Origin of the sequence: Aeromicrobium massiliense JC14 (assembly GCF_000312105.1) — a bacterium.
GTDB lineage: Bacteria > Actinomycetota > Actinomycetes > Propionibacteriales > Nocardioidaceae > Aeromicrobium > Aeromicrobium massiliense.
The window spans coordinates 913,224-929,955 of the sequence record NZ_HE978637.1; the positions used below are offsets into that span (position 1 = coordinate 913,224).

Below are 16,732 nucleotides of genomic sequence, written 5' to 3' on the forward strand. Positions count from 1 at the left end.
ACCGGGCCCGCGCCGACGACCTCACCGGACGGCGGCGCAGCGCAGGCACAGGGACGCCGTGGGGCGCGCGGCGAGCCGCTCGGCCGGGATCGGCTCGCCGCACCGCTCGCACGTGCCGTACGTGCCCTCGTCGAGCCGGCGGAGCGCGGCGCGGGCCTCGTCGGCGCGCCGGCGAGCCTGCTGGGCGAGCGCCTCGACCTGGGCGCGCTCGAAGGCGATGGTGGCGCCCTCGGGGTCGTGCTCGTCGTCGGCGTTGGAGCCCTCGGACGCGCTCACGATCGCCGCGTGGTCGTCGTCGAGCGCCGCGAGCCGGCCGAGGGCAGCGGCCAGCTCCGCGTCGAGCCGCTGCCGGACGTCGGGCACGGGCGTGGCTAGCGTCGCGGGGACTCGTCGTTGCCGGTCGTGATCACGAGCAGGCCGGCAGCGACGACGATAGCCAGCACCACGCCGGTGACGACACCGGTGCGGAGGCTGCCGAACAGGGCCGACAGCAGCAGGCAGAGGGCGACCGCGGAGGTCGCGAACGCCATGAGGAGAGGGTCTTTCGTGGGGCGGGGAAGGGTGGGGAAGCTCACCGGTCAAGGATAGGTCGGATCCCCCGGAATCTCGCATTCGTGCCCGGGTGTGTCAGGCCGGCAGCAGCCGCGTCACGAAGCGGCTGAGCTGCTCGACGTTGCAGCACTCGTGCATCGGCACCACGTCCGCGTACTCCAGGGCCACGGAGTCGCCCAGTCCCCAGCGTCCGGCGGCCTCCGGGTTGAGCCAGAAGGTGCGCCGCGAGCGCTGCGCGACCCGGTGCAGGGCCTCCAGGTTGGGGTCGAGGTTGTTGTTGCGGGCGTCGCCCAGCACGAGCACGGCGGTGCGCGGCCCGACGGCGTCCAGGTGGTCGGCCACGAAGTCGGCGAACGCCTCGCCGTAGTCGCTGCTGGTGTGCCACTTGGTGACCCGGGCCTCGGCCCGGATGCGGTCGGTGAGGTCGTCGCCGCCGTCCTTCACGAGGTCCGTGACCTCGGCCATGGCGTTGACGAAGGCGAACACGCGGATCTTGCTGAACTGGTCGCTGAGCGCCTGCACCAGGAGCATCGTGAACTCCGAGAAGCCCGCGACCGAGCCGGACACGTCGCACAGCAGCACGAGCTCGGGCCGCGTCGGGCGCGGACGCTGCCAGGCCGGCTTGACCGGCACCCCGCCGGTGGAGGCGGCCCGGCGCAGCGTCCGGCGGACGTCGATGCGTCCGCGCCGGGCGGCCCGGCGGCGCGAGGCCAGGCGGGTGGCGAGCTTGCGCGATAGCGGACGCACCGTGAGCCGCAGGCGGCGCAGCTGCTCGTGGTTGGCCGCCAGGAAGTCGACCTGGTCGCTGCTGCGGGTCACGGCGTGCTTGGCGACCACCGAGCGCCCTCGCACCTCGGCGGTGCGGCGCCGGGCCTCGGCCTGCACCCGGCCACGGAACAGCTCGACCGCCTCGCGCACCTCGGGCCGGTCGAGCCGCGACGTGAAGCCGGAGGTGGACGCCTGGCCGGTGCCCGCGCCGGCCGACGCGCCGCCGGAGCCGCGCAGCTGCAGCGCGCGGGCGACCAGCGTCTGCGGGGCCAGTCGGTCGAGCGTCTGGTACGCCGACCAGCCGCCGCTGCCCTCGTCGCCGACGCCACCGAGCAGGTCGACGGCGACCTGGGCCATGCGGTTCAGCGCCGCGTCGTCGCCGGCGGCCAGCGCCTCGGCCAGGCGGTCACGCAACCCGGCCAGGTCCAGCCCCTCCTCCTGGGCGTCGCGCACGGCCTCACCGGCCCCGACGCCGGCGGGGAAGTACAGGTCGAAGACCGTGTCGAACACGTCGCGCTGGCCGCCGCGGCGCACGAGCGCGGCGGCGAGTCCCTCGCGCAGCAGCCCGCGGTCGTGCATCCCGAGCACGCGGACGACCGCGGCGGCGTCGACGGTCTCGCTGGGACCGGCCGGCACGCCCTTCGCCCGCAGCGCCTCGACGAAGGCGACGAGCCGCTGGGGGACCGTCTCGGCGTCCGGCAGCGTGCTCATGACGGCGCGAGCACCGCGTCGAGGTCGAGCTTCGCGGCCGCGCGGTCGATGTCGTCGGTGTGCTTGAGCACGACGTTCAACGTCTGCCGGACGACGTCGGCGTCCAGACTGGTCGTGCCCAGCGTCAGCAGCGTCCGCGCCCAGTCGACGGACTCCGAGACCGACGGCGCCTTGCGCAGCGGCATGGCCCGCAGCGCGTCGACGACTCGCACCAGCGACGTCACCAGCACGTCGTCCAGCTCGGGCACCCGCAGCCGCACGATCCGCTCCTCGAGCTCGGCGTCGGGGAAGCCGACGTGCAGGAACAGGCAGCGGCGGCGCAGCGCCTCGCTCAGCTCGCGCGTGGCGTTGGAGGTCAGCACGACAAACGGGCGGCGCGCGGCGGTGATCGTGCCGAGCTCGGGCACGGTCACCTGGAAGTCGCCGAGCACCTCCAGCAGCAGGCCCTCGATCTCGACGTCCGCCTTGTCCGTCTCGTCGACCAGCAGGACGGTCGGCTCGGTCTGCCGGATCGCGGTCAGCAGCGGCCGGGGGAGCAGGAACTCCTCGCTGAACACGTCGGTGCGGGTGTCCTCCCACGACTCGTCGCGGGCCGCGGTGATGCGCAGCAGCTGCTTGGCGTGGTTCCACTCGTACAGCGCCCGGGCCTCGTCGACGCCCTCGTAGCACTGCAGCCGCACCAGCGACGCGTCCGCAGCCCGGGCCACAGCGCGGGCCAGCTCGGTCTTGCCGGTGCCGGCCGGTCCCTCGACCAGCAGCGGCTTGCCCAGCTCGCTGGCCAGGTAGACGGTCGTCGCGATCGCGTCGGACGCGAGGTAGTCGGCGTCCGCCAGCTGCTGCTTGACGTCCTCGACGGACGTGAACGGCATCGTGCCCATGGGGGTCCTCTCGTCGGGCGGGAGCGCCGCCACGTTCCTACCATCGTGACGTGGCGCTCATCCAGGTGGACCGTGACCCCGACCTCACTCCCGAGCAGGTCTGGGAGCGGGTCACCGACTGGCGACGGCACGGCGACGTCGTCCCGCTGACCCGCGTGACGGTCGACGGCGACCGGTTCACCGCGCGCACGGCCCTGGGGCCGCTCGGCTTCGACGACGTCATGGAGGTCGTCTCGTGGGACCCGCCGCGGCGGTGCCGCATCGAGAAGCGCGGCCGGCTCGTGCGCGGCTGGGCCGAGATCGACGTCCGCCCGCGTGCCGACGGGGGAGCGCACCTGACCTGGCGCGAGGACGTCCACGTGCGCGGCGTCCCGCGGTTCCTGGCGCCGCTCGAGGCGTCCGCCGGGCGGCTGCTGTTCACCCGCACCGTCGACGCGCTGCTCGCCGGCTGAGCCGTCGGCGCGCGCGTCCGCGGCCGGTGCCTAGGGTGGGGGCATGGCGCACGCACCGGAGTCCGAGACGGTCCAGATCGTCCGTGACCTGATCCGCATCGACACCTCCAACTACGGCGACTCGTCCGGTCCGGGCGAGCGCAAGGCGGCCGAGCTCGTCGCGGCGCTGCTCGACGAGGTGGGCATCGAGTCGACCATCGTGGAGTCCGAGACCGGCCGCGCGACGCTCGTCGCCCGCTGGGGCAACCAGGACAGCCCGCGGCCCGGCCTGCTGATCCACGGCCACCTGGACGTCGTGCCGGCGCAGGCCTCCGACTGGACGGTCGACCCGTTCGCCGCCGAGATCGTCGACGACCACCTGTACGGCCGCGGCGCGGTCGACATGAAGGACTTCGACGGCATGCTGCTGTCGGTCGTCCGCGCCCGCCAGCGCGACGGCCGCATCCCCGACCGCCCCATCACGCTCGTCTTCACCGCCGACGAGGAGGCCGGTGGCGTGCTCGGCAGCCGCTGGCTGGTCGAGAACCACCCCCAGCTGCTCGAGGGCTGCACCGAGGCGGTCGGCGAGGTCGGCGGCTTCTCCACCGAGGTCGGCGGCAAGCGGCTGTACCTGCTGGAGACCGGCGAGAAGGGCATCGCCTGGATGCGCCTGACCGCCAAGGGCACCGCCGGCCACGGCTCCATGCAGCAGCACGACAACCCGATCACCCACCTGTCCGAGGCGCTGGCCCGGCTGGGGACGCACGCGTGGCCGGCCGAGCCGGGGCCGTCCATGCAGCACCTGATGGCGACCATCCGCGAGCTGACCGGGGAGACGTCCACCGACCCCGACGAGGTGCTGCGCCACGTGGGCCCGGCCATCCGCATGGTCGGCTCGGGCATCCGCAACTCGACCAACGCGACCATGCTGGCTGCCGGCTACAAGCACAACGTGGTGCCCGGCGAGGCCACCGCCTACGTCGACGGCCGCTACCTGCCCGGCCACCAGGACACATTCGTCCCGGCGGTGAAGGAGCTGCTGGGCGACCGCGTCACCGTCGACCTGCACCACACCGACGACGCGCTGGAGTACCCGTTCGGTGGCGACCTGGTGGACGCGATGACCGTCTCGCTGCTGCGCCACGACCCCGAGGCGCACGTCGCGCCGTTCCTCATGAGCGGCGGCACCGACGCCAAGGCGTGGGACCGGCTCGGCATCACGTCCTACGGCTTCGTGCCGCTGGCCCTGCCGGCCGACCTGGACTTCACCGCGCTGTTCCACGGTGTGGACGAGCGGGTGCCGGTGGCCAGCCTCGAGCACGGCTCCCGGGTCTTCGACACCTTCCTCGACCTGGTCTGAGCCCTCACGTCCTCGCTGGGAGTGACGTTCTGCACGCCTCGACCGGCGTGTCGCGTGCAGAACGTCACGCTCAGCGCGCAGGTGCCAGCCTCAGAGGGTGGCGCGCATCCGGATGATCTTGCGGCGCAGCACGACGGTGCGCTTGCCGGTGCGGTCCTTGCGCAGCCGGGCGAGCTCCCAGCCCTGGTACTCGGCGTAGTCGGTCAGCAGCTTGCGCACGGCGTTGCGCGACTCGCTCCGGTCGATGGTGAGGTTCCGGAACTCGTACTCCACTAGCGCGCTCCTTCGGAGACGTCGTCCAGGGCCTGGACGATCTCGACGGGCAGCTCCACGTGCTCGGAGGCGAGCGCGTGCTCGAGCTGGTCGGTGGTGCGGGCGCCCAGCAGCGCGGTGCCCACCTGCGGGCGGTCGCGCAGCCAGGCGAGGGCGACGTGCGTGGGGGAGACGTCCAGCCCCTCGGCGGCGCGGGCCACGGCCTCGACGATGCGCGACCGGGCCGGCGTCAGGTAGGCGCCGACGAACGACTCCCACTCCGGGTGCGCGGCGCGCGAGTCGCCGGGGACGCCACCGCGGTACTTGCCGGTGAGCACGCCGCGCCCGAGCGGCGACCAGGCCAGCAGGCCCAGGCCGTGGGCGGCCGCGGCGGGCACGAGGTCGGTCTCGACGGTGCGGCGCAGCAGCGAGTACTCGACCTGCGTCGCGGCCAGGTGGACGCCCGCCGGCCGCGCGGCGAGCCAGCCCGCGGCCCAGGACGTCTGCCAGGCGCTGAAGTTCGAGACGCCGACGTAGCGGGCACGGCCGGTCTCGACGGCGTGCTCGAGCGCGGCGAACGTCTCCTCGGCGGGGGTGGCGTCGTCCCAGACGTGGACGAGCCACAGGTCGAGGTGGTCGGTGCCGAGGGCGGCGAGCGTGCGGTCGAGCTGGGTCAGCAGGTGCCCGCGGGACGTGTCGCGGACGACGTCCTCGCCGCGGCGGCGCAGGCCGGACTTGCTCACCAGCTCGAGGTCGTCGCGGCAGCCGAGCTTGTCGACGAGCTCGCCGAGGAGTCCCTCGGCCCGCCCGTCGCCGTAGAGCGCGGCGGTGTCGACGAGCGACCCGCCGGCGTCCAGGAAGGCCGTCAGCTGCTCGCCCGCGGTCGCCGCGTCGACGCCACGGCCCCACTGCATCGTGCCCAGGCCGAGGCGCGAGACCTCCAGCCCGGTGCGTCCGAGACGACGTCGCTCCATGCGGCCAGGCTAGTGGGCCGCTCGCGACGGCGTCGGTAGGCTCGCGCCGTGGATCTGTTCAAGGCCGTGGTTCTCGGCGTCCTCCAAGGCCTGACGGAGTTCCTCCCGATCTCCAGCAGCGCCCACCTCGCGATCTTCCCCAAGTTCTTCGGCTGGGAGGACCCCGGCGCGGCCTTCACCGCCGTGGTCCAGATCGGCACCGAGCTCGCCGTCGTCCTGTACTTCTGGCGCGACATCTGGACGATCGCGACCGGCTGGCTACGGGGTCTCGTCAAGCCCGAGGCGCGCGAGGCGCTCGAGTGGCGGATGGGCTGGTTCGTGATCGTCGGCTCGGTGCCGATCGTCATCCTCGGCCTGCTCCTGCAGGACCTGATCGACAGCGAGTTCCGCAACCTGTGGGTCATCGGCACCACCCTGATCGTCCTGGGCGTCGTGCTGGGCATCGCCGAGCGCGTGGGGCGCAAGACCCGGCCGATCGAGTCGCTCACCTGGGGCCACGCGGTGCTGTTCGGCCTGGCCCAGGCCGCGGCGCTCGTGCCGGGCGTCTCCCGTTCCGGCGCGACCATCTCGATGGGCCTGTTCCTGGGGTACGAGCGCGCGGCGGCCACCCGCTACGCCTTCCTGCTCGCCATCCCCGCCGTCGTCGGCGCCGGCCTGTTCAGCCTCAAGGACATCCCCGGCGGCGAGAACGAGTACGGCACGGTGCCGACGCTGGTGGGCACGGTCGTGTCGTTCGTCATCGGTCTGGCGGTGATCCACTGGCTGCTCCGGTACGTCAGCACCCGCTCGTACGCGCCGTTCGTGGCCTACCGCATCGCGCTGGGCAGCTTGGTGCTGATCCTGGCCGGCGCGGGCGTCATCACCGCCGGCGTCGCCTGAGCCGTCCGCTCACCCCGCCGCATGGCGGTGAGTGCGCAAGCCTTCCGCCCGTTCAGCGGTGAGCTCGCAACCGAATGGGGTACCAGTTCGGTTGCCGGCTCACCGCTCAGGCTGGGGACGGTCTACAGCCAGCCGGAGCGCTTGAAGCGCCAGTAGATGTAGCCGCAGACGACGCCCATGAACGCCAGGCACACCGGGTAGCCGTAGGTCCAGGTCAGCTCGGGCATGTGCTCGAAGTTCATGCCGTAGACGCCCGCGATGGCCGTCGGGACGGCGAAGATCGTGGCGCCCGCGGTGAGCTTCCGCATGTCCTCGTTCTGCTGGACGCTCAGCTGGGCCAGGTGGGCGTTGAGCGCGTTGTCGAGCAGGTGGTCGATGTTGTCGATGGTGTCGGCGGCCCGGTTGAGGTGGTCCGAGACGTCGCGGAAGTACGGCCGGCTCGGCTCGGGCATCGCGCTGGTCGCGAACCGGTGCAGCGGCTCGCGCAGCGGCAGGACGGCCCGGCGCAGCTCGAGCGTCTCGCGCTTGAGCCGGTAGATCCGGGACGAGTCCGACGTCCGCTCGCGCGAGAACACCGACGTCTCGACCTCCTGCACGTCCGCCTCCAGCTCGGCGGCGACGGCCTCGTACTGGTCGACGACGTGGTCCAGCACGGCGTACAGCGCGGCGACCGGGCCGTGCTCGAGCTCGTGGTCGGCCCGCTCGGCGTCGCGCCGTGCCGCCTTCAGGTCCGCGCCCTTCCCGTGCCGGACGGTCAGCAGGTAGTGCTCGCCCAGGAACGCGTTGATCTCCTGCGTGCGCACGTCGTCGTCGCGGTACGTGACGGTCTTGACGCTCGCGAACAGGTGGTCGGAGTAGCGCTCGACCTTCGGCCGCTGGTGGGCCTCGATCGCGTCCTCGACGGCCAGCGGGTGCAGCTGCAGGGGCCCGGCGACCGCGTCCAGCTCCTGGCGCGTGGGCTCGTGCATGCCGATCCACAGGAAGTCGCAGGCGTCGTCCAGCTCGGCCAGCGCCGCCTTGAGCGAGACCGGGTCGGTGTCGACCTCGTGCCGCTCGCCGTGCCGGTAGACCGCGCAGTCGATGATCATGGGAGCCATTGTCGCGGGCCCGGTCACGCGCGGCGCGGTGACGGGGCCGTGCGGCTCGGGCGGCTCCCGATAGGCTCGGTGCATGCGTTCGTGGTCGGCACCTGACATCCCCTCGCTCGACGCTCTCGGACTGGGCCGCGGCCCGGCCCCGCAGGTGCACGACACCGCGGCCGGTGCGGCGCGCGAGCTCGACCCCGAGGGCACCGCCCGCATGTACGTCTGCGGCATCACCCCCTACGACGCGACCCACCTGGGCCACGCGTCCACCTACCTGGCCTTCGACCTGCTGCAGCGCGTGTGGCGCGACCGCGGCCTCGACGTCACCTACGTGCAGAACGTGACCGACGTCGACGACCCGCTGCTCGAGCGCGCGGACGCCACCGGCGAGGACTGGGTCGCGCTGGCCGAGCGCGAGACCGAGCTGTTCCGCACCGACATGACGGCGCTGCGCATCATCCCGCCGCAGCACTACATGGGCGCGGTCGAGGCGATCGACCTCGTCGTGGCCCTGATCGGACGTCTGGAGGAGGCCGGCGCGGTCTACCGCGTCGACGACGACCTGTACTTCGACGTCCACGCCGACCCCGCCTTCGGTGGCGTGTCGCACCTGGACGCCGCGGTGATGGCGACGGTGTTCGCCGAGCGCGGCGGCGACCCCGAGCGTGAGGGCAAGAAGGACCCGCTGGACTGCCTGCTGTGGCTCGCCGAGCGACCGGGCGAGCCGTCGTGGGACAGCCCGTTCGGCAAGGGCCGCCCCGGCTGGCACGTCGAGTGCTCGGCGATGGCGCTGCACCACCTGGGCACCGGCTTCGACGTCCAGGGCGGCGGCTCGGACCTGGTCTTCCCGCACCACGAGATGTCGGCCTCCGAGGCGCAGGTCGCCACCGGCGAGCCGTTCGCGAAGGCGTACGTGCACGCCGGCATGGTCGCGCTCGACGGCGAGAAGATGAGCAAGTCCAAGGGCAACCTCGAGCTCGTCTCGCGCCTGCGCGAGGCCGGGCACGACCCGATGGCCATCCGCCTGGCGCTGCTCGGCCACCACTACCGCAGCGACTGGGAGTGGTTCGCGGGCGACCTCGAGGCCGCCGAGCAGCGGCTCGCGCGCTGGCGGGCCGCCGTGGAGCGTCCGGCCGGGGCCGACGCCGGCTCGCTGGTCGCCGACGTCCGCGACGCGATGTCGTCCGACCTGGACGCGCCGCGTGCGCTCACGATCATCGACGAGTGGGCCGCGACCGAGGGCACGGACGAGTCCGCGCCGGCCACCGTGCGGGCCGTGGTGGACGCCCTGCTGGGCGTCGCGCTCTAGCTACTCGCCGGTGCCCCGGCGACGCAGGTAGCGCTCGAACTCGCGCGCGATCGCATCGCCGGACGCCTCGGGCAGCTCGCTCTCGTCGCGCTCGCTCTCGAGCGCCTGCACGTACTCGGCGACGTCGGGATCGTTGTCGAGCAGCTCGTCGGCGCCGCGCTGCCACGCGTCGGCCATCTCGGGCAGCACGCCTTGGGGGAGCGGCACCTGCATGACGTCCTCGAGCCGGTGCAGCAGCGCCAGCGTCGCCTTCGGGCACGGCGGCTCGGCCAGGTAGTGCGGCACCGCCGCCCACAGCGAGACGACGCCCATGCCCTGCTCGGCGGCGGAGTCGGCCACGACGGAGTTGATGCCGACGGGCCCGGTGTACGTCGACTCGGTCAGCGACAGCCGGTCGGTCATGACCGGGTCCGTGCTCTGCCCCTGCACCGGCACGGGCCGGGTGTGCGGGCTGTCGGCGAGCAGGGCGCCGAGCAGCACGACGTCGGTCGCTCCGGCGAGGCTGGCCAGACCGGTGAGGGTCGAGGCGAACAGCCGCCAGCGGTAGTTGGGCTCCAGGCCGCGCACGAGCAGCACGTCGCGGTCCCAGCCGGGCGGGGAGGCGTAGTAGATGGCGCTGGTCTGCCACTGGATCACGCGGTTGCCGTCGTCGTCGCGCACCATGTGCGGACGGCTCACCTGGAAGTCGTAGAAGTCCTCCGGGTCCATCTCCACCAGCGGCTTGGCGTCCCACTCGTCGATCAGGTGGTCGACGACGCCCGACGCGGCGTCGGCCGCGTCGTTCCAGCCCTCGAAGGAGGCGATGAGCCAGGGCCGGCGGAGCTCGGGGATCTCAGGTTCCACATGTCCACCCTACGGGCCGGACGCGATGCGGCGCGCCGACGCGCAGGGGGACGGACGTGGTCAGGGCCTCGGTGCCTCGGTGCGGGACAGCGGACGCGTCGCCGGGCCCTCCAGCACGCTGCCGTCGGCCGCGAAGCGCGAGCCGTGCAGCGGGCAGTCCCAGCTCTTCTCGGCGTCGTTCCAGCGCAGCACGCCGCCGAGGTGGGTGCACACGCCGCTGACCGCGCAGGTGCGTCCGTCGACGGTCGACACCGCGACCGGCTTGACGCCGCGGCGCCCCACGACGCCCTCGCCCTCCGCCGGCGCGCGGGCGGGCAGCGGGGCCAGCTCGGCGCGGACGTAGCCCTTGGCCAGCTCGAGCCCGACCTTGGCGTTCGTCAGGGCCGACTTCGCCGCGCCGCTCAGCGTGGGCATGCTGGCGCGCATGGGGCGGGCCCACTCGGGGTCGTTGCCCAGGATCCAGGACGAGATCGCCCGGGCCGCGGCCACGCCCTGCGACATGCCCCACTTGTCGTAGCCGGTGGCCACGAAGATGCGTCCGCCGGAGCCGGGCAGCTCGCCCACGTACGGGATGTGGTCGGCGGGGGAGTAGTCCTGGGCCGACCAGGCGTGCGTCTCGACGGCGCCGGGGAAGTTCCGCTGCGTCCAGGCGCGGAGCTCGTCCAGGTGCTTGGCCGGGCTCGGGTCGCGGCCCACGTCGTGGCCGGAGCCGCCGACCATGAGCAGCGTGCCGTCGGCCCGCGGGACGTCACGGATCGAGCGGCTGGGCTGCCCGGCCGACAGGTACATGCCCTCGGGCGCGGGGACGCCGGAGAAGGTCAAGGCGTACGACCGCTTCGGGTCCAGGCGCGCGAAGTGCAGGCCACGATCGAGGAACGGCGTTCCGGTGGCGACGACGAGGTGCCGCCCCACGACCGTGCGGCCGTCCGTGACCTGCGCCCTGACCTCGTCGCCGTGGACGCGCACCTTCGTCACGCGCGTGCCGTGCACGATCGTGCCGCCGTGAGCCTCGAGGCCGCGGGCGAGCGCCGTGACGAGCTGGCCGGCCTCGACCTGGCCCTGGCCGGGCAGGAGCGTGGCGCCGAACAGCTCGAACGGGACGTCCAGCCGGTCGTGCCAGCGGACGTCCAGGCCCAGCGACGACGCAGCCTCGTGCTCGCGCCGGACGGTCGAGACCTGCTGCGGCGACGAGGCGTACGTGACGGCGGGCCGGATCTGGGCGTCGACACCGTGGTCCTCGCAGAAGCGCAGCAGCCACTGCTGGCCCTCGCGGTTGGCCTCGACGTAGTCTCGCGCCACGGCCGGGCCGCGGCGGCTGAGCACCTGCGACAGCTTGGTGCCCTGCAGCAGCGACACCTTGGCCGTCGTGTTGCCGGTGGTCACGGCGCCGGGCGTGCGGGCCTCGACGACGCAGACGCTCTCACCGGCCCGGGCGAGCAGCAGCGCGGTCGCGAGCCCGGTGAGCCCGGCGCCGACGACGACGTGGTCGTAGCGGGCGCCGTCCTCGAGCGGGGCGGAAGGGTCGTGCGGCAGGTCAGCGTTCCAGACCGAGGTCATCGGGTCTCCGTTCAGGGTCGGTCGCGCTCGGGAAGCACCTTGTGGGTGCCGTCGCACCAGGGCTGGAGCGCGGACTTGCCGCAGCGGCACACCGCGCTCACCGGACGTCGGGTCTCGTGCAGGTTGCCGTCGGCGTCCTCGACGACGTGCTTGCCGCGCAGCAGCATGGGGCCGCCCGGGCACATGACGACCGTGGGCGTCGGTGCCTGTGCCGGCTCACGCATCGTTCGCGCCCCACCGGGTCAGCGCCGCCTCGGCGAAGCGGTCCTCCAGGTCCAGGCAGGTGAACGCGCCCAGGACGACGTCCTGCACCAGCGACGGGTCCTCGGCGACGACCGCACCGGCGATCGTGCGGACGGCGAGCTGCTCGTGGACGGCGTCGGCCTCGACGTGCTCGTCGTAGTAGGCCGACATCTCCGCCGGGAAGCCGAGCCGGTTCAACCCGCGGGACATGCGCCGCGACGGGCCGGAGCTGGTCGCCTCGAAGGCCGCCAGGTGGCCGAGCGACGCGGCGCGCAGCCGGCGGTGCAGGCCGAACAGGCTCATCGCGTTGTTCTCCTCCAGCACCTCCACCGGGGCCTCGTCGATGTAGGCGCCGTAGTCGGGTCGCAGGCCGCTGGCCGCCAGCCCCTGCGCGAACAGGTGGGCGTGGAGCAGCTGCGGATCGCCGTTGCCGAACTCGTCGTACTGCAGCTCCATCAGTGCGGCCTTGGGGCCGGGCGAGAGCCGGGGGACGACCCAGGCCTGCGGGTCGCTCTCCTTGAGGTGGTAGATCGAGCGCCAGCGCAGCAGGTCCATGACCTGCTCGTGCGTCGCGTCGCGCTGCACGAAGCGCGCGACCGACGGGCCGTCGTGGTCCTCGATGAACGAGAACAGACCGGCGGCGAAGTCGTCGCCGAGGTCGACCTCGGGGCAGCGGTCGCGCAGCGTCGCCTCGAGCTCGGCCTCCAGGCCGGCACGGACGGCGAGCAGGTCGGGGTGCCACTCGAGGGCGTCGTCGACGTCCTCGAAGCCGCGGTAGTGCAGCTCGTACAGGGACCAGAGCGTGACCTGGGCGTCCTCGTGACCGTCGTGGGCGACGTCGCGGAGGGCAGGGGAGACCTGCCCGGACGTGAGCGCGGAGAGCACCTGCTCGCTGAGCGAGCCACGGGCCTTCGGGGCTAGCAAGCGGCACCTGCCGGGGGAAGCGGGTTCGTCATGGCGACCTCCATCGTTCGACTGCTCCCACTCTGCCCAACCGGGCGTGGGTCCGCTCGTCGAGACGGACGTGAGGAGCGCCGCTCCCCGCTCGGGGTGCGAGGCCGTCCGGCGGAGGTCAGTCCTCCGGCTCGTAGCCGAGGTTCGGCGCCAGCCAGCGCTCGGCCTCGGCCATCGTCCAGCCCTTGCGGGCGGCGTAGTCCTCGACCTGGTCCTGACCCACTCGACCCAGCACGAAGTACTGCGACTGCGGGTGCGAGAAGTACAGGCCGCTGACCGACGCGCCCGGCCACATGGCCATCGAGTCGGTGAGCTGGATGCCGGTCGCCCGCTCGACGTCGAGCAGCTCCCAGATGGTGCGCTTCTCGGTGTGCTCGGGGCAGGCGGGGTAGCCCGGGGCCGGGCGGATGCCGCGGTACTTCTCGGCGATGAGCTCCTCGTTGCCGAGCTGCTCGTCGGGCACGTACGCCCACAGCTCGGTGCGGACGATCTCGTGCAGCCGCTCGGCGAAGGCCTCGGCCAGGCGGTCGGCCAGGGACTCGAGCAGGATCGCGCTGTAGTCGTCCAGCTCGGCCTTGAACGCGGCGATGCGCTCGGTGCTGCCGAGCCCCGCGGTGACGGCGAACGCACCGACGTGGTCGGCCAGGCCGGTCTCGTGCGGCGCGACGAAGTCGGCCAGGCTGCGCCGCGGCGCCCCCTCGCGTCCCTCGGTCTGCTGGCGCAGCTGGTGCAGCACGGCGCGCACCTGCGTGCGCGAGTCGTCGGCGTAGACCGCGACGTCCTCCCCGCCCACCCGGTCGGCGGGGAACAGGCCCACGACGCCGTTGGCGGTCAACCACTTCTCGGCGACGACCTTGTCGAGCATCTGCTGGGCGTCCTCGTACAGCTTGCGCGCGGCCTCGCCGGACGCCGGGTTGTTGAGGATGTCGGGGAAGCGGCCGCGCATCTCCCAGGCGTTGAAGAACGGCTGCCAGTCGATGTACGGGCGCAGGTCGTCGAGCGGGTGCTCGTGCAGGTGCCTCACGTACAGACCGGTCTCGGCGCCGCAGTGCTCGCACGTCGTGACCGGCTGGTCGAGCATCGGCGGCCGCGGCGGCTCGTAGCCGGACCAGTCGATGGGCGTGGCCTTCGCACGGGCCTGCTCCAGCGGCAGCAGCCGCCGCTTGTCCTGGCGGCCGGCGTGCCGCTCGCGCAGCTGGACGTAGTCGGCCTCGACCTCGGCCAGCAGCGCGTCGCGGCGGGTCTCGGACATGAGCGCCGAGACGACCGGCACCGAGCGGGACGCGTCCTTCACCCAGACGACCGGGCCGTGGTACTTCTGGTCGACCTTGACCGCGGTGTGGGCGCGCGAGGTGGTCGCACCGCCGATGAGCAGCGGCAGGTCCAGGCCCTGGCGCTCCATCTCCGCGGCGAACGACACCATCTCGTCCAGCGACGGGGTGATGAGGCCCGACAGGCCGATGACGTCGGCGTCGTGCTCCTTCGCCGCGTCGAGGATCTTCTGCGCGGGCACCATGACGCCCAGGTCGATGACCTCGTAGTTGTTGCACTGCAGCACGACGCCGACGATGTTCTTGCCGATGTCGTGCACGTCGCCCTTGACCGTCGCCAGCACGACGGTGCCGGCGGTGTCGCGCGTGCTCGTGCCCTGCTTCTCGGCCTCGATGAACGGGATCAGGTAGGCCACGGCCTTCTTCATGACCCGCGCGGACTTCACGACCTGGGGGAGGAACATCTTGCCCGAGCCGAACAGGTCGCCGACGACGCCCATGCCGTCCATGAGCGGGCCCTCGATGACCTCGATCGGACGCGCACCACGGGCGGCCAGGTCGGCGCGCAGCTCCTCGGTGTCGGCCTCCACGTGGTCGTCGATGCCCTTCACCAGCGCGTGGGTGATGCGTTCGGCCACGGGCAGCGAGCGCCACTGCTCGACGGCGGCCTCCTCGACCGTGCCGTCGCCCGCGTGCTCGGCCGCGATCTCCAGCAGGCGCTCGGCGGCGTCCGGGCGTCGGTTGAGGACGACGTCCTCGATGCGGTCGCGCAGCTCTGGGTCGACGTCGTCGTAGACGACCAGGGCGCCGGCGTTGACGATGCCCATGGTGAGGCCCGCCTCGACGGCGTGGAACAGGAAGACGGCGTGGATGGCCTCGCGCACCGCGTTGTTGCCGCGGAAGGAGAACGAGACGTTCGAGATGCCGCCCGACGTGCGCGCGTGCGGCAGGTTCTCGTGGATCCAGCGCACGCCCTCGATGAAGTCTTGGCCGTAGGTGGCGTGCTCCTCGATGCCGGTGGCCACGGCGAAGACGTTGGGGTCGAACACGATGTCCTCGGGCGGGAACCCGACCTGCTCGACCAGGATGCGGTAGGCGCGGCCGCAGATCTCCTGCCGGCGCTCGAGCGAGTCGGCCTGGCCGTCCTCGTCGAAGGCCATGACCACCGCGGCGGCGCCGTACTTGCGGCACAGCCGGGCGTGCGCGACGAACGCCTCCTCGCCCTCCTTGAGCGAGATCGAGTTCACGATGCTCTTGCCCTGGACGTTCTTGAGCCCGGCCTCGATGACCTCCCACTTGGAGGAGTCGATCATCACCGGCACGCGGCAGACGTCGGGCTCGGAGCCGACCAGGCGCAGGAAGTGCACCATCGCCTCGACGCCGTCGATCATGCCCTCGTCCATGTTGACGTCGATGACCTGCGCGCCGTTCTCGACCTGCTGGCGGGCCACCTGGAGCGCGGTCGTGTAGTCGCCCTCCTTGATGAGCCGGCGGAATCGGGCCGAGCCGGTGATGTTCGTGCGCTCGCCGACGTTGACGAACAGAGAGTCGTCGTCGATGGTGACCGGCTCCAGCCCGGACAGGCGCAGCGCGGGCGGCAAGACCCGCGGCACGCGCGGGGTCGCACCGGCGACGTCGCGGGCCATCGCGGCGACGTGGTCGGGCGTGGTGCCGCAGCAGCCGCCGACCAGGTTGACCAGCCCGCTCTCGGCGAACTCCTTGACCGTGCCGGCGGTGTCGTCGGGGGCCTCGTCGTACTCGCCGAACGCGTTGGGCAGGCCGGCGTTGGGGTACGCGTGCACGAAGCAGTCGGCGATGCGGGCCAGCTCGGCGACGTACGGCCGCAGCTCCTTGCCGCCGAGGCTGCAGTTGAGCCCGACCATGAGCGGACGGGCGTGGCGCACCGAGTTCCAGAACGCCTCGGTGGTCTGCCCGGTCAGGGTGCGGCCGGACGCGTCGGTGATCGTGCCCGAGATGACGACCGGCCAGCGCCGGCCGTGCTCCTCGAACAACGTCTCGGCCGCGAAGATGGCCGCCTTGGCGTTCAGCGTGTCGAAGATGGTCTCGATGAGCAGCAGGTCGGCACCGCCGTCGACCAGGCCCCGGGCCTGCTCGAGGTAGGCCTCGACCATCGTGTCGAAGTCGATGTTGCGTGCCGCCGGGTCGTTGACGTCCGGCGAGATCGAGCCGGTGCGGTTGAGCGGCCCGATCGCGCCGGCCACCCAACGCGGACGCTCGTCGGTGGCGACGGCGTCGGCCGCCTCGCGGGCCAGCCGGGCCGAGGCGACGTTGAGCTCGTAGGCCAGCTCCTGCATGCCGTAGTCGGCCAGCGACACCCGCTGGGCGTTGAACGTGTTGGTCTCGACGACGTCCGCGCCGGCCTCGAGGTACTCGCGGTGGATCTCGCGGATGACGTCGGGCTGCGTGAGGCTCAGCAGGTCGTTGTTGCCGCGCACGTCGCTGGGCCAGTCGGCGAACCGCTCGCCGCGGTAGTCGGCCTCCTCGAGCCGGCGACGCTGGATCATCGTGCCCATGGCGCCGTCCAGCACGAGCACGCGCGCGTGCAGGGCCGAGGTCAGCGCGTCAGTCGCGTCGGGGCGGTGAGCAGCAGGGAGGTTCAAGGAGGGTCCTCGCAGTCGTGGGGCAGTGCCACGGTACTCGCGGA

The 16,732-nt window shown here is 72.7% G+C and carries 16 protein-coding genes; 4 read left to right on the forward strand and 12 right to left on the reverse strand.

Annotated elements, in window-relative coordinates:
* Positions 1–21 precede the first annotated feature (21 nt).
* The 4 genes from HGAM_RS20890 to HGAM_RS11690 form a co-directional block, all read right to left on the reverse strand.
* Positions 22–363, reverse strand: coding sequence for a TraR/DksA family transcriptional regulator (locus HGAM_RS20890; RefSeq protein ID WP_019145678.1), 342 nt, complete (start codon positions 361–363; stop codon positions 22–24).
* A gap of 8 nt (positions 364–371) precedes the next feature.
* Positions 372–530, reverse strand: a complete 159-nt coding sequence (locus HGAM_RS20895) for a hypothetical protein (RefSeq protein ID WP_019145679.1) — start codon at positions 528–530, stop codon at positions 372–374.
* A gap of 97 nt (positions 531–627) precedes the next feature.
* On the reverse strand, positions 628–2,031 hold the full coding sequence (locus HGAM_RS11685; protein WP_019145680.1) for a VWA domain-containing protein: 1,404 nt from the start codon (positions 2,029–2,031) through the stop codon (positions 628–630).
* On the reverse strand, positions 2,028–2,909 hold the full coding sequence (locus tag HGAM_RS11690; RefSeq protein ID WP_019145681.1) for an AAA family ATPase: 882 nt from the start codon (positions 2,907–2,909) through the stop codon (positions 2,028–2,030). Before HGAM_RS11690 ends, HGAM_RS11685 begins: the two co-directional genes overlap by 4 nt.
* Before the next feature lie 50 nt (positions 2,910–2,959).
* On the opposite strand from HGAM_RS11690, the gene HGAM_RS11695 reads away from it, so the two are divergent.
* Positions 2,960–3,361, forward strand: a complete 402-nt coding sequence (locus tag HGAM_RS11695; protein ID WP_019145682.1) for an SRPBCC family protein — start codon at positions 2,960–2,962, stop codon at positions 3,359–3,361.
* Positions 3,362–3,404: 43 nt separating this feature from the next.
* On the forward strand, positions 3,405–4,700 hold the full coding sequence (locus HGAM_RS11700) for a M20/M25/M40 family metallo-hydrolase (protein WP_019145683.1): 1,296 nt from the start codon (positions 3,405–3,407) through the stop codon (positions 4,698–4,700).
* A gap of 90 nt (positions 4,701–4,790) precedes the next feature.
* On the opposite strand, the gene HGAM_RS11705 is transcribed toward HGAM_RS11700, so the two are convergent.
* Both HGAM_RS11705 and HGAM_RS11710 read right to left on the reverse strand, forming a co-directional pair.
* Complete coding sequence (locus HGAM_RS11705) at positions 4,791–4,973, reverse strand: DUF5703 family protein (RefSeq protein ID WP_019145684.1); 183 nt, start codon at positions 4,971–4,973, stop codon at positions 4,791–4,793.
* Positions 4,973–5,926, reverse strand: coding sequence for an aldo/keto reductase (locus tag HGAM_RS11710; protein WP_019145685.1), 954 nt, complete (start codon positions 5,924–5,926; stop codon positions 4,973–4,975). Before HGAM_RS11710 ends, HGAM_RS11705 begins: the two co-directional genes overlap by 1 nt.
* A gap of 48 nt (positions 5,927–5,974) precedes the next feature.
* On the opposite strand from HGAM_RS11710, the gene HGAM_RS11715 reads away from it, so the two are divergent.
* Positions 5,975–6,805 (forward strand): undecaprenyl-diphosphate phosphatase, encoded by an 831-nt coding sequence (locus tag HGAM_RS11715; protein ID WP_019145686.1) that lies wholly within the window; start codon positions 5,975–5,977, stop codon positions 6,803–6,805.
* A gap of 122 nt (positions 6,806–6,927) precedes the next feature.
* On the opposite strand, the gene corA is transcribed toward HGAM_RS11715, so the two are convergent.
* Positions 6,928–7,893, reverse strand: a complete 966-nt coding sequence (corA, locus tag HGAM_RS11720) for a magnesium/cobalt transporter CorA (protein ID WP_019145687.1) — start codon at positions 7,891–7,893, stop codon at positions 6,928–6,930.
* An 82-nt stretch (positions 7,894–7,975) separates the two neighbouring features.
* Here corA and mshC point away from each other — a divergent pair, with 82 nt between their 5' ends.
* Positions 7,976–9,199, forward strand: a complete 1,224-nt coding sequence (mshC, locus tag HGAM_RS11725; protein WP_019145688.1) for a cysteine--1-D-myo-inosityl 2-amino-2-deoxy-alpha-D-glucopyranoside ligase — start codon at positions 7,976–7,978, stop codon at positions 9,197–9,199.
* Here mshC and HGAM_RS11730 read toward each other — a convergent pair whose 3' ends face one another.
* The 5 genes from HGAM_RS11730 to metH form a co-directional block, all read right to left on the reverse strand.
* Positions 9,200–10,042: a PAC2 family protein gene (locus tag HGAM_RS11730; RefSeq protein ID WP_019145689.1), complete on the reverse strand. Its 843-nt coding sequence runs from the start codon at positions 10,040–10,042 to the stop codon at positions 9,200–9,202.
* A 60-nt stretch (positions 10,043–10,102) separates the two neighbouring features.
* Positions 10,103–11,599 carry an FAD-dependent oxidoreductase gene (locus HGAM_RS11735; RefSeq protein ID WP_019145690.1) on the reverse strand — a complete coding sequence of 499 codons (1,497 nt, stop codon included), beginning with the start codon at positions 11,597–11,599 and terminating at the stop codon, positions 10,103–10,105.
* A gap of 11 nt (positions 11,600–11,610) precedes the next feature.
* Positions 11,611–11,823, reverse strand: coding sequence for a CDGSH iron-sulfur domain-containing protein (locus HGAM_RS11740; RefSeq protein WP_020691588.1), 213 nt, complete (start codon positions 11,821–11,823; stop codon positions 11,611–11,613).
* The gene (locus HGAM_RS11745; RefSeq protein ID WP_019145692.1) at positions 11,816–12,766 is read right to left on the reverse strand and encodes an iron-containing redox enzyme family protein; all 951 of its coding nucleotides are present in this window, start codon (positions 12,764–12,766) and stop codon (positions 11,816–11,818) included. Before HGAM_RS11745 ends, HGAM_RS11740 begins: the two co-directional genes overlap by 8 nt.
* 148 nt (positions 12,767–12,914) lie before the next feature.
* Positions 12,915–16,601: a methionine synthase gene (gene metH, locus HGAM_RS11750; protein WP_245532125.1), complete on the reverse strand. Its 3,687-nt coding sequence runs from the start codon at positions 16,599–16,601 to the stop codon at positions 12,915–12,917.
* Between the last annotated feature and the right edge of the window lie 131 nt (positions 16,602–16,732).

Coding starts and splice junctions, on each gene's coding strand:
- HGAM_RS20895 (WP_019145679.1), bottom strand. CDS start 530: ATGGCGTTCGCGACCTCCGCGGTCGCCCTCTGCCTGCTGCTGTCGGCC.
- mshC (WP_019145688.1), top strand. CDS start 7,976: ATGCGTTCGTGGTCGGCACCTGACATCCCCTCGCTCGACGCTCTCGGA.
- HGAM_RS11710 (WP_019145685.1), bottom strand. CDS start 5,926: ATGGAGCGACGTCGTCTCGGACGCACCGGGCTGGAGGTCTCGCGCCTC.
- HGAM_RS11740 (WP_020691588.1), bottom strand. CDS start 11,823: ATGCGTGAGCCGGCACAGGCACCGACGCCCACGGTCGTCATGTGCCCG.
- HGAM_RS11690 (WP_019145681.1), bottom strand. CDS start 2,909: ATGGGCACGATGCCGTTCACGTCCGTCGAGGACGTCAAGCAGCAGCTG.
- HGAM_RS11700 (WP_019145683.1), top strand. CDS start 3,405: ATGGCGCACGCACCGGAGTCCGAGACGGTCCAGATCGTCCGTGACCTG.
- corA (WP_019145687.1), bottom strand. CDS start 7,893: ATGATCATCGACTGCGCGGTCTACCGGCACGGCGAGCGGCACGAGGTC.
- HGAM_RS11685 (WP_019145680.1), bottom strand. CDS start 2,031: ATGAGCACGCTGCCGGACGCCGAGACGGTCCCCCAGCGGCTCGTCGCC.
- HGAM_RS11735 (WP_019145690.1), bottom strand. CDS start 11,599: ATGACCTCGGTCTGGAACGCTGACCTGCCGCACGACCCTTCCGCCCCG.
- metH (WP_245532125.1), bottom strand. CDS start 16,601: ATGGGCACGATGATCCAGCGTCGCCGGCTCGAGGAGGCCGACTACCGC.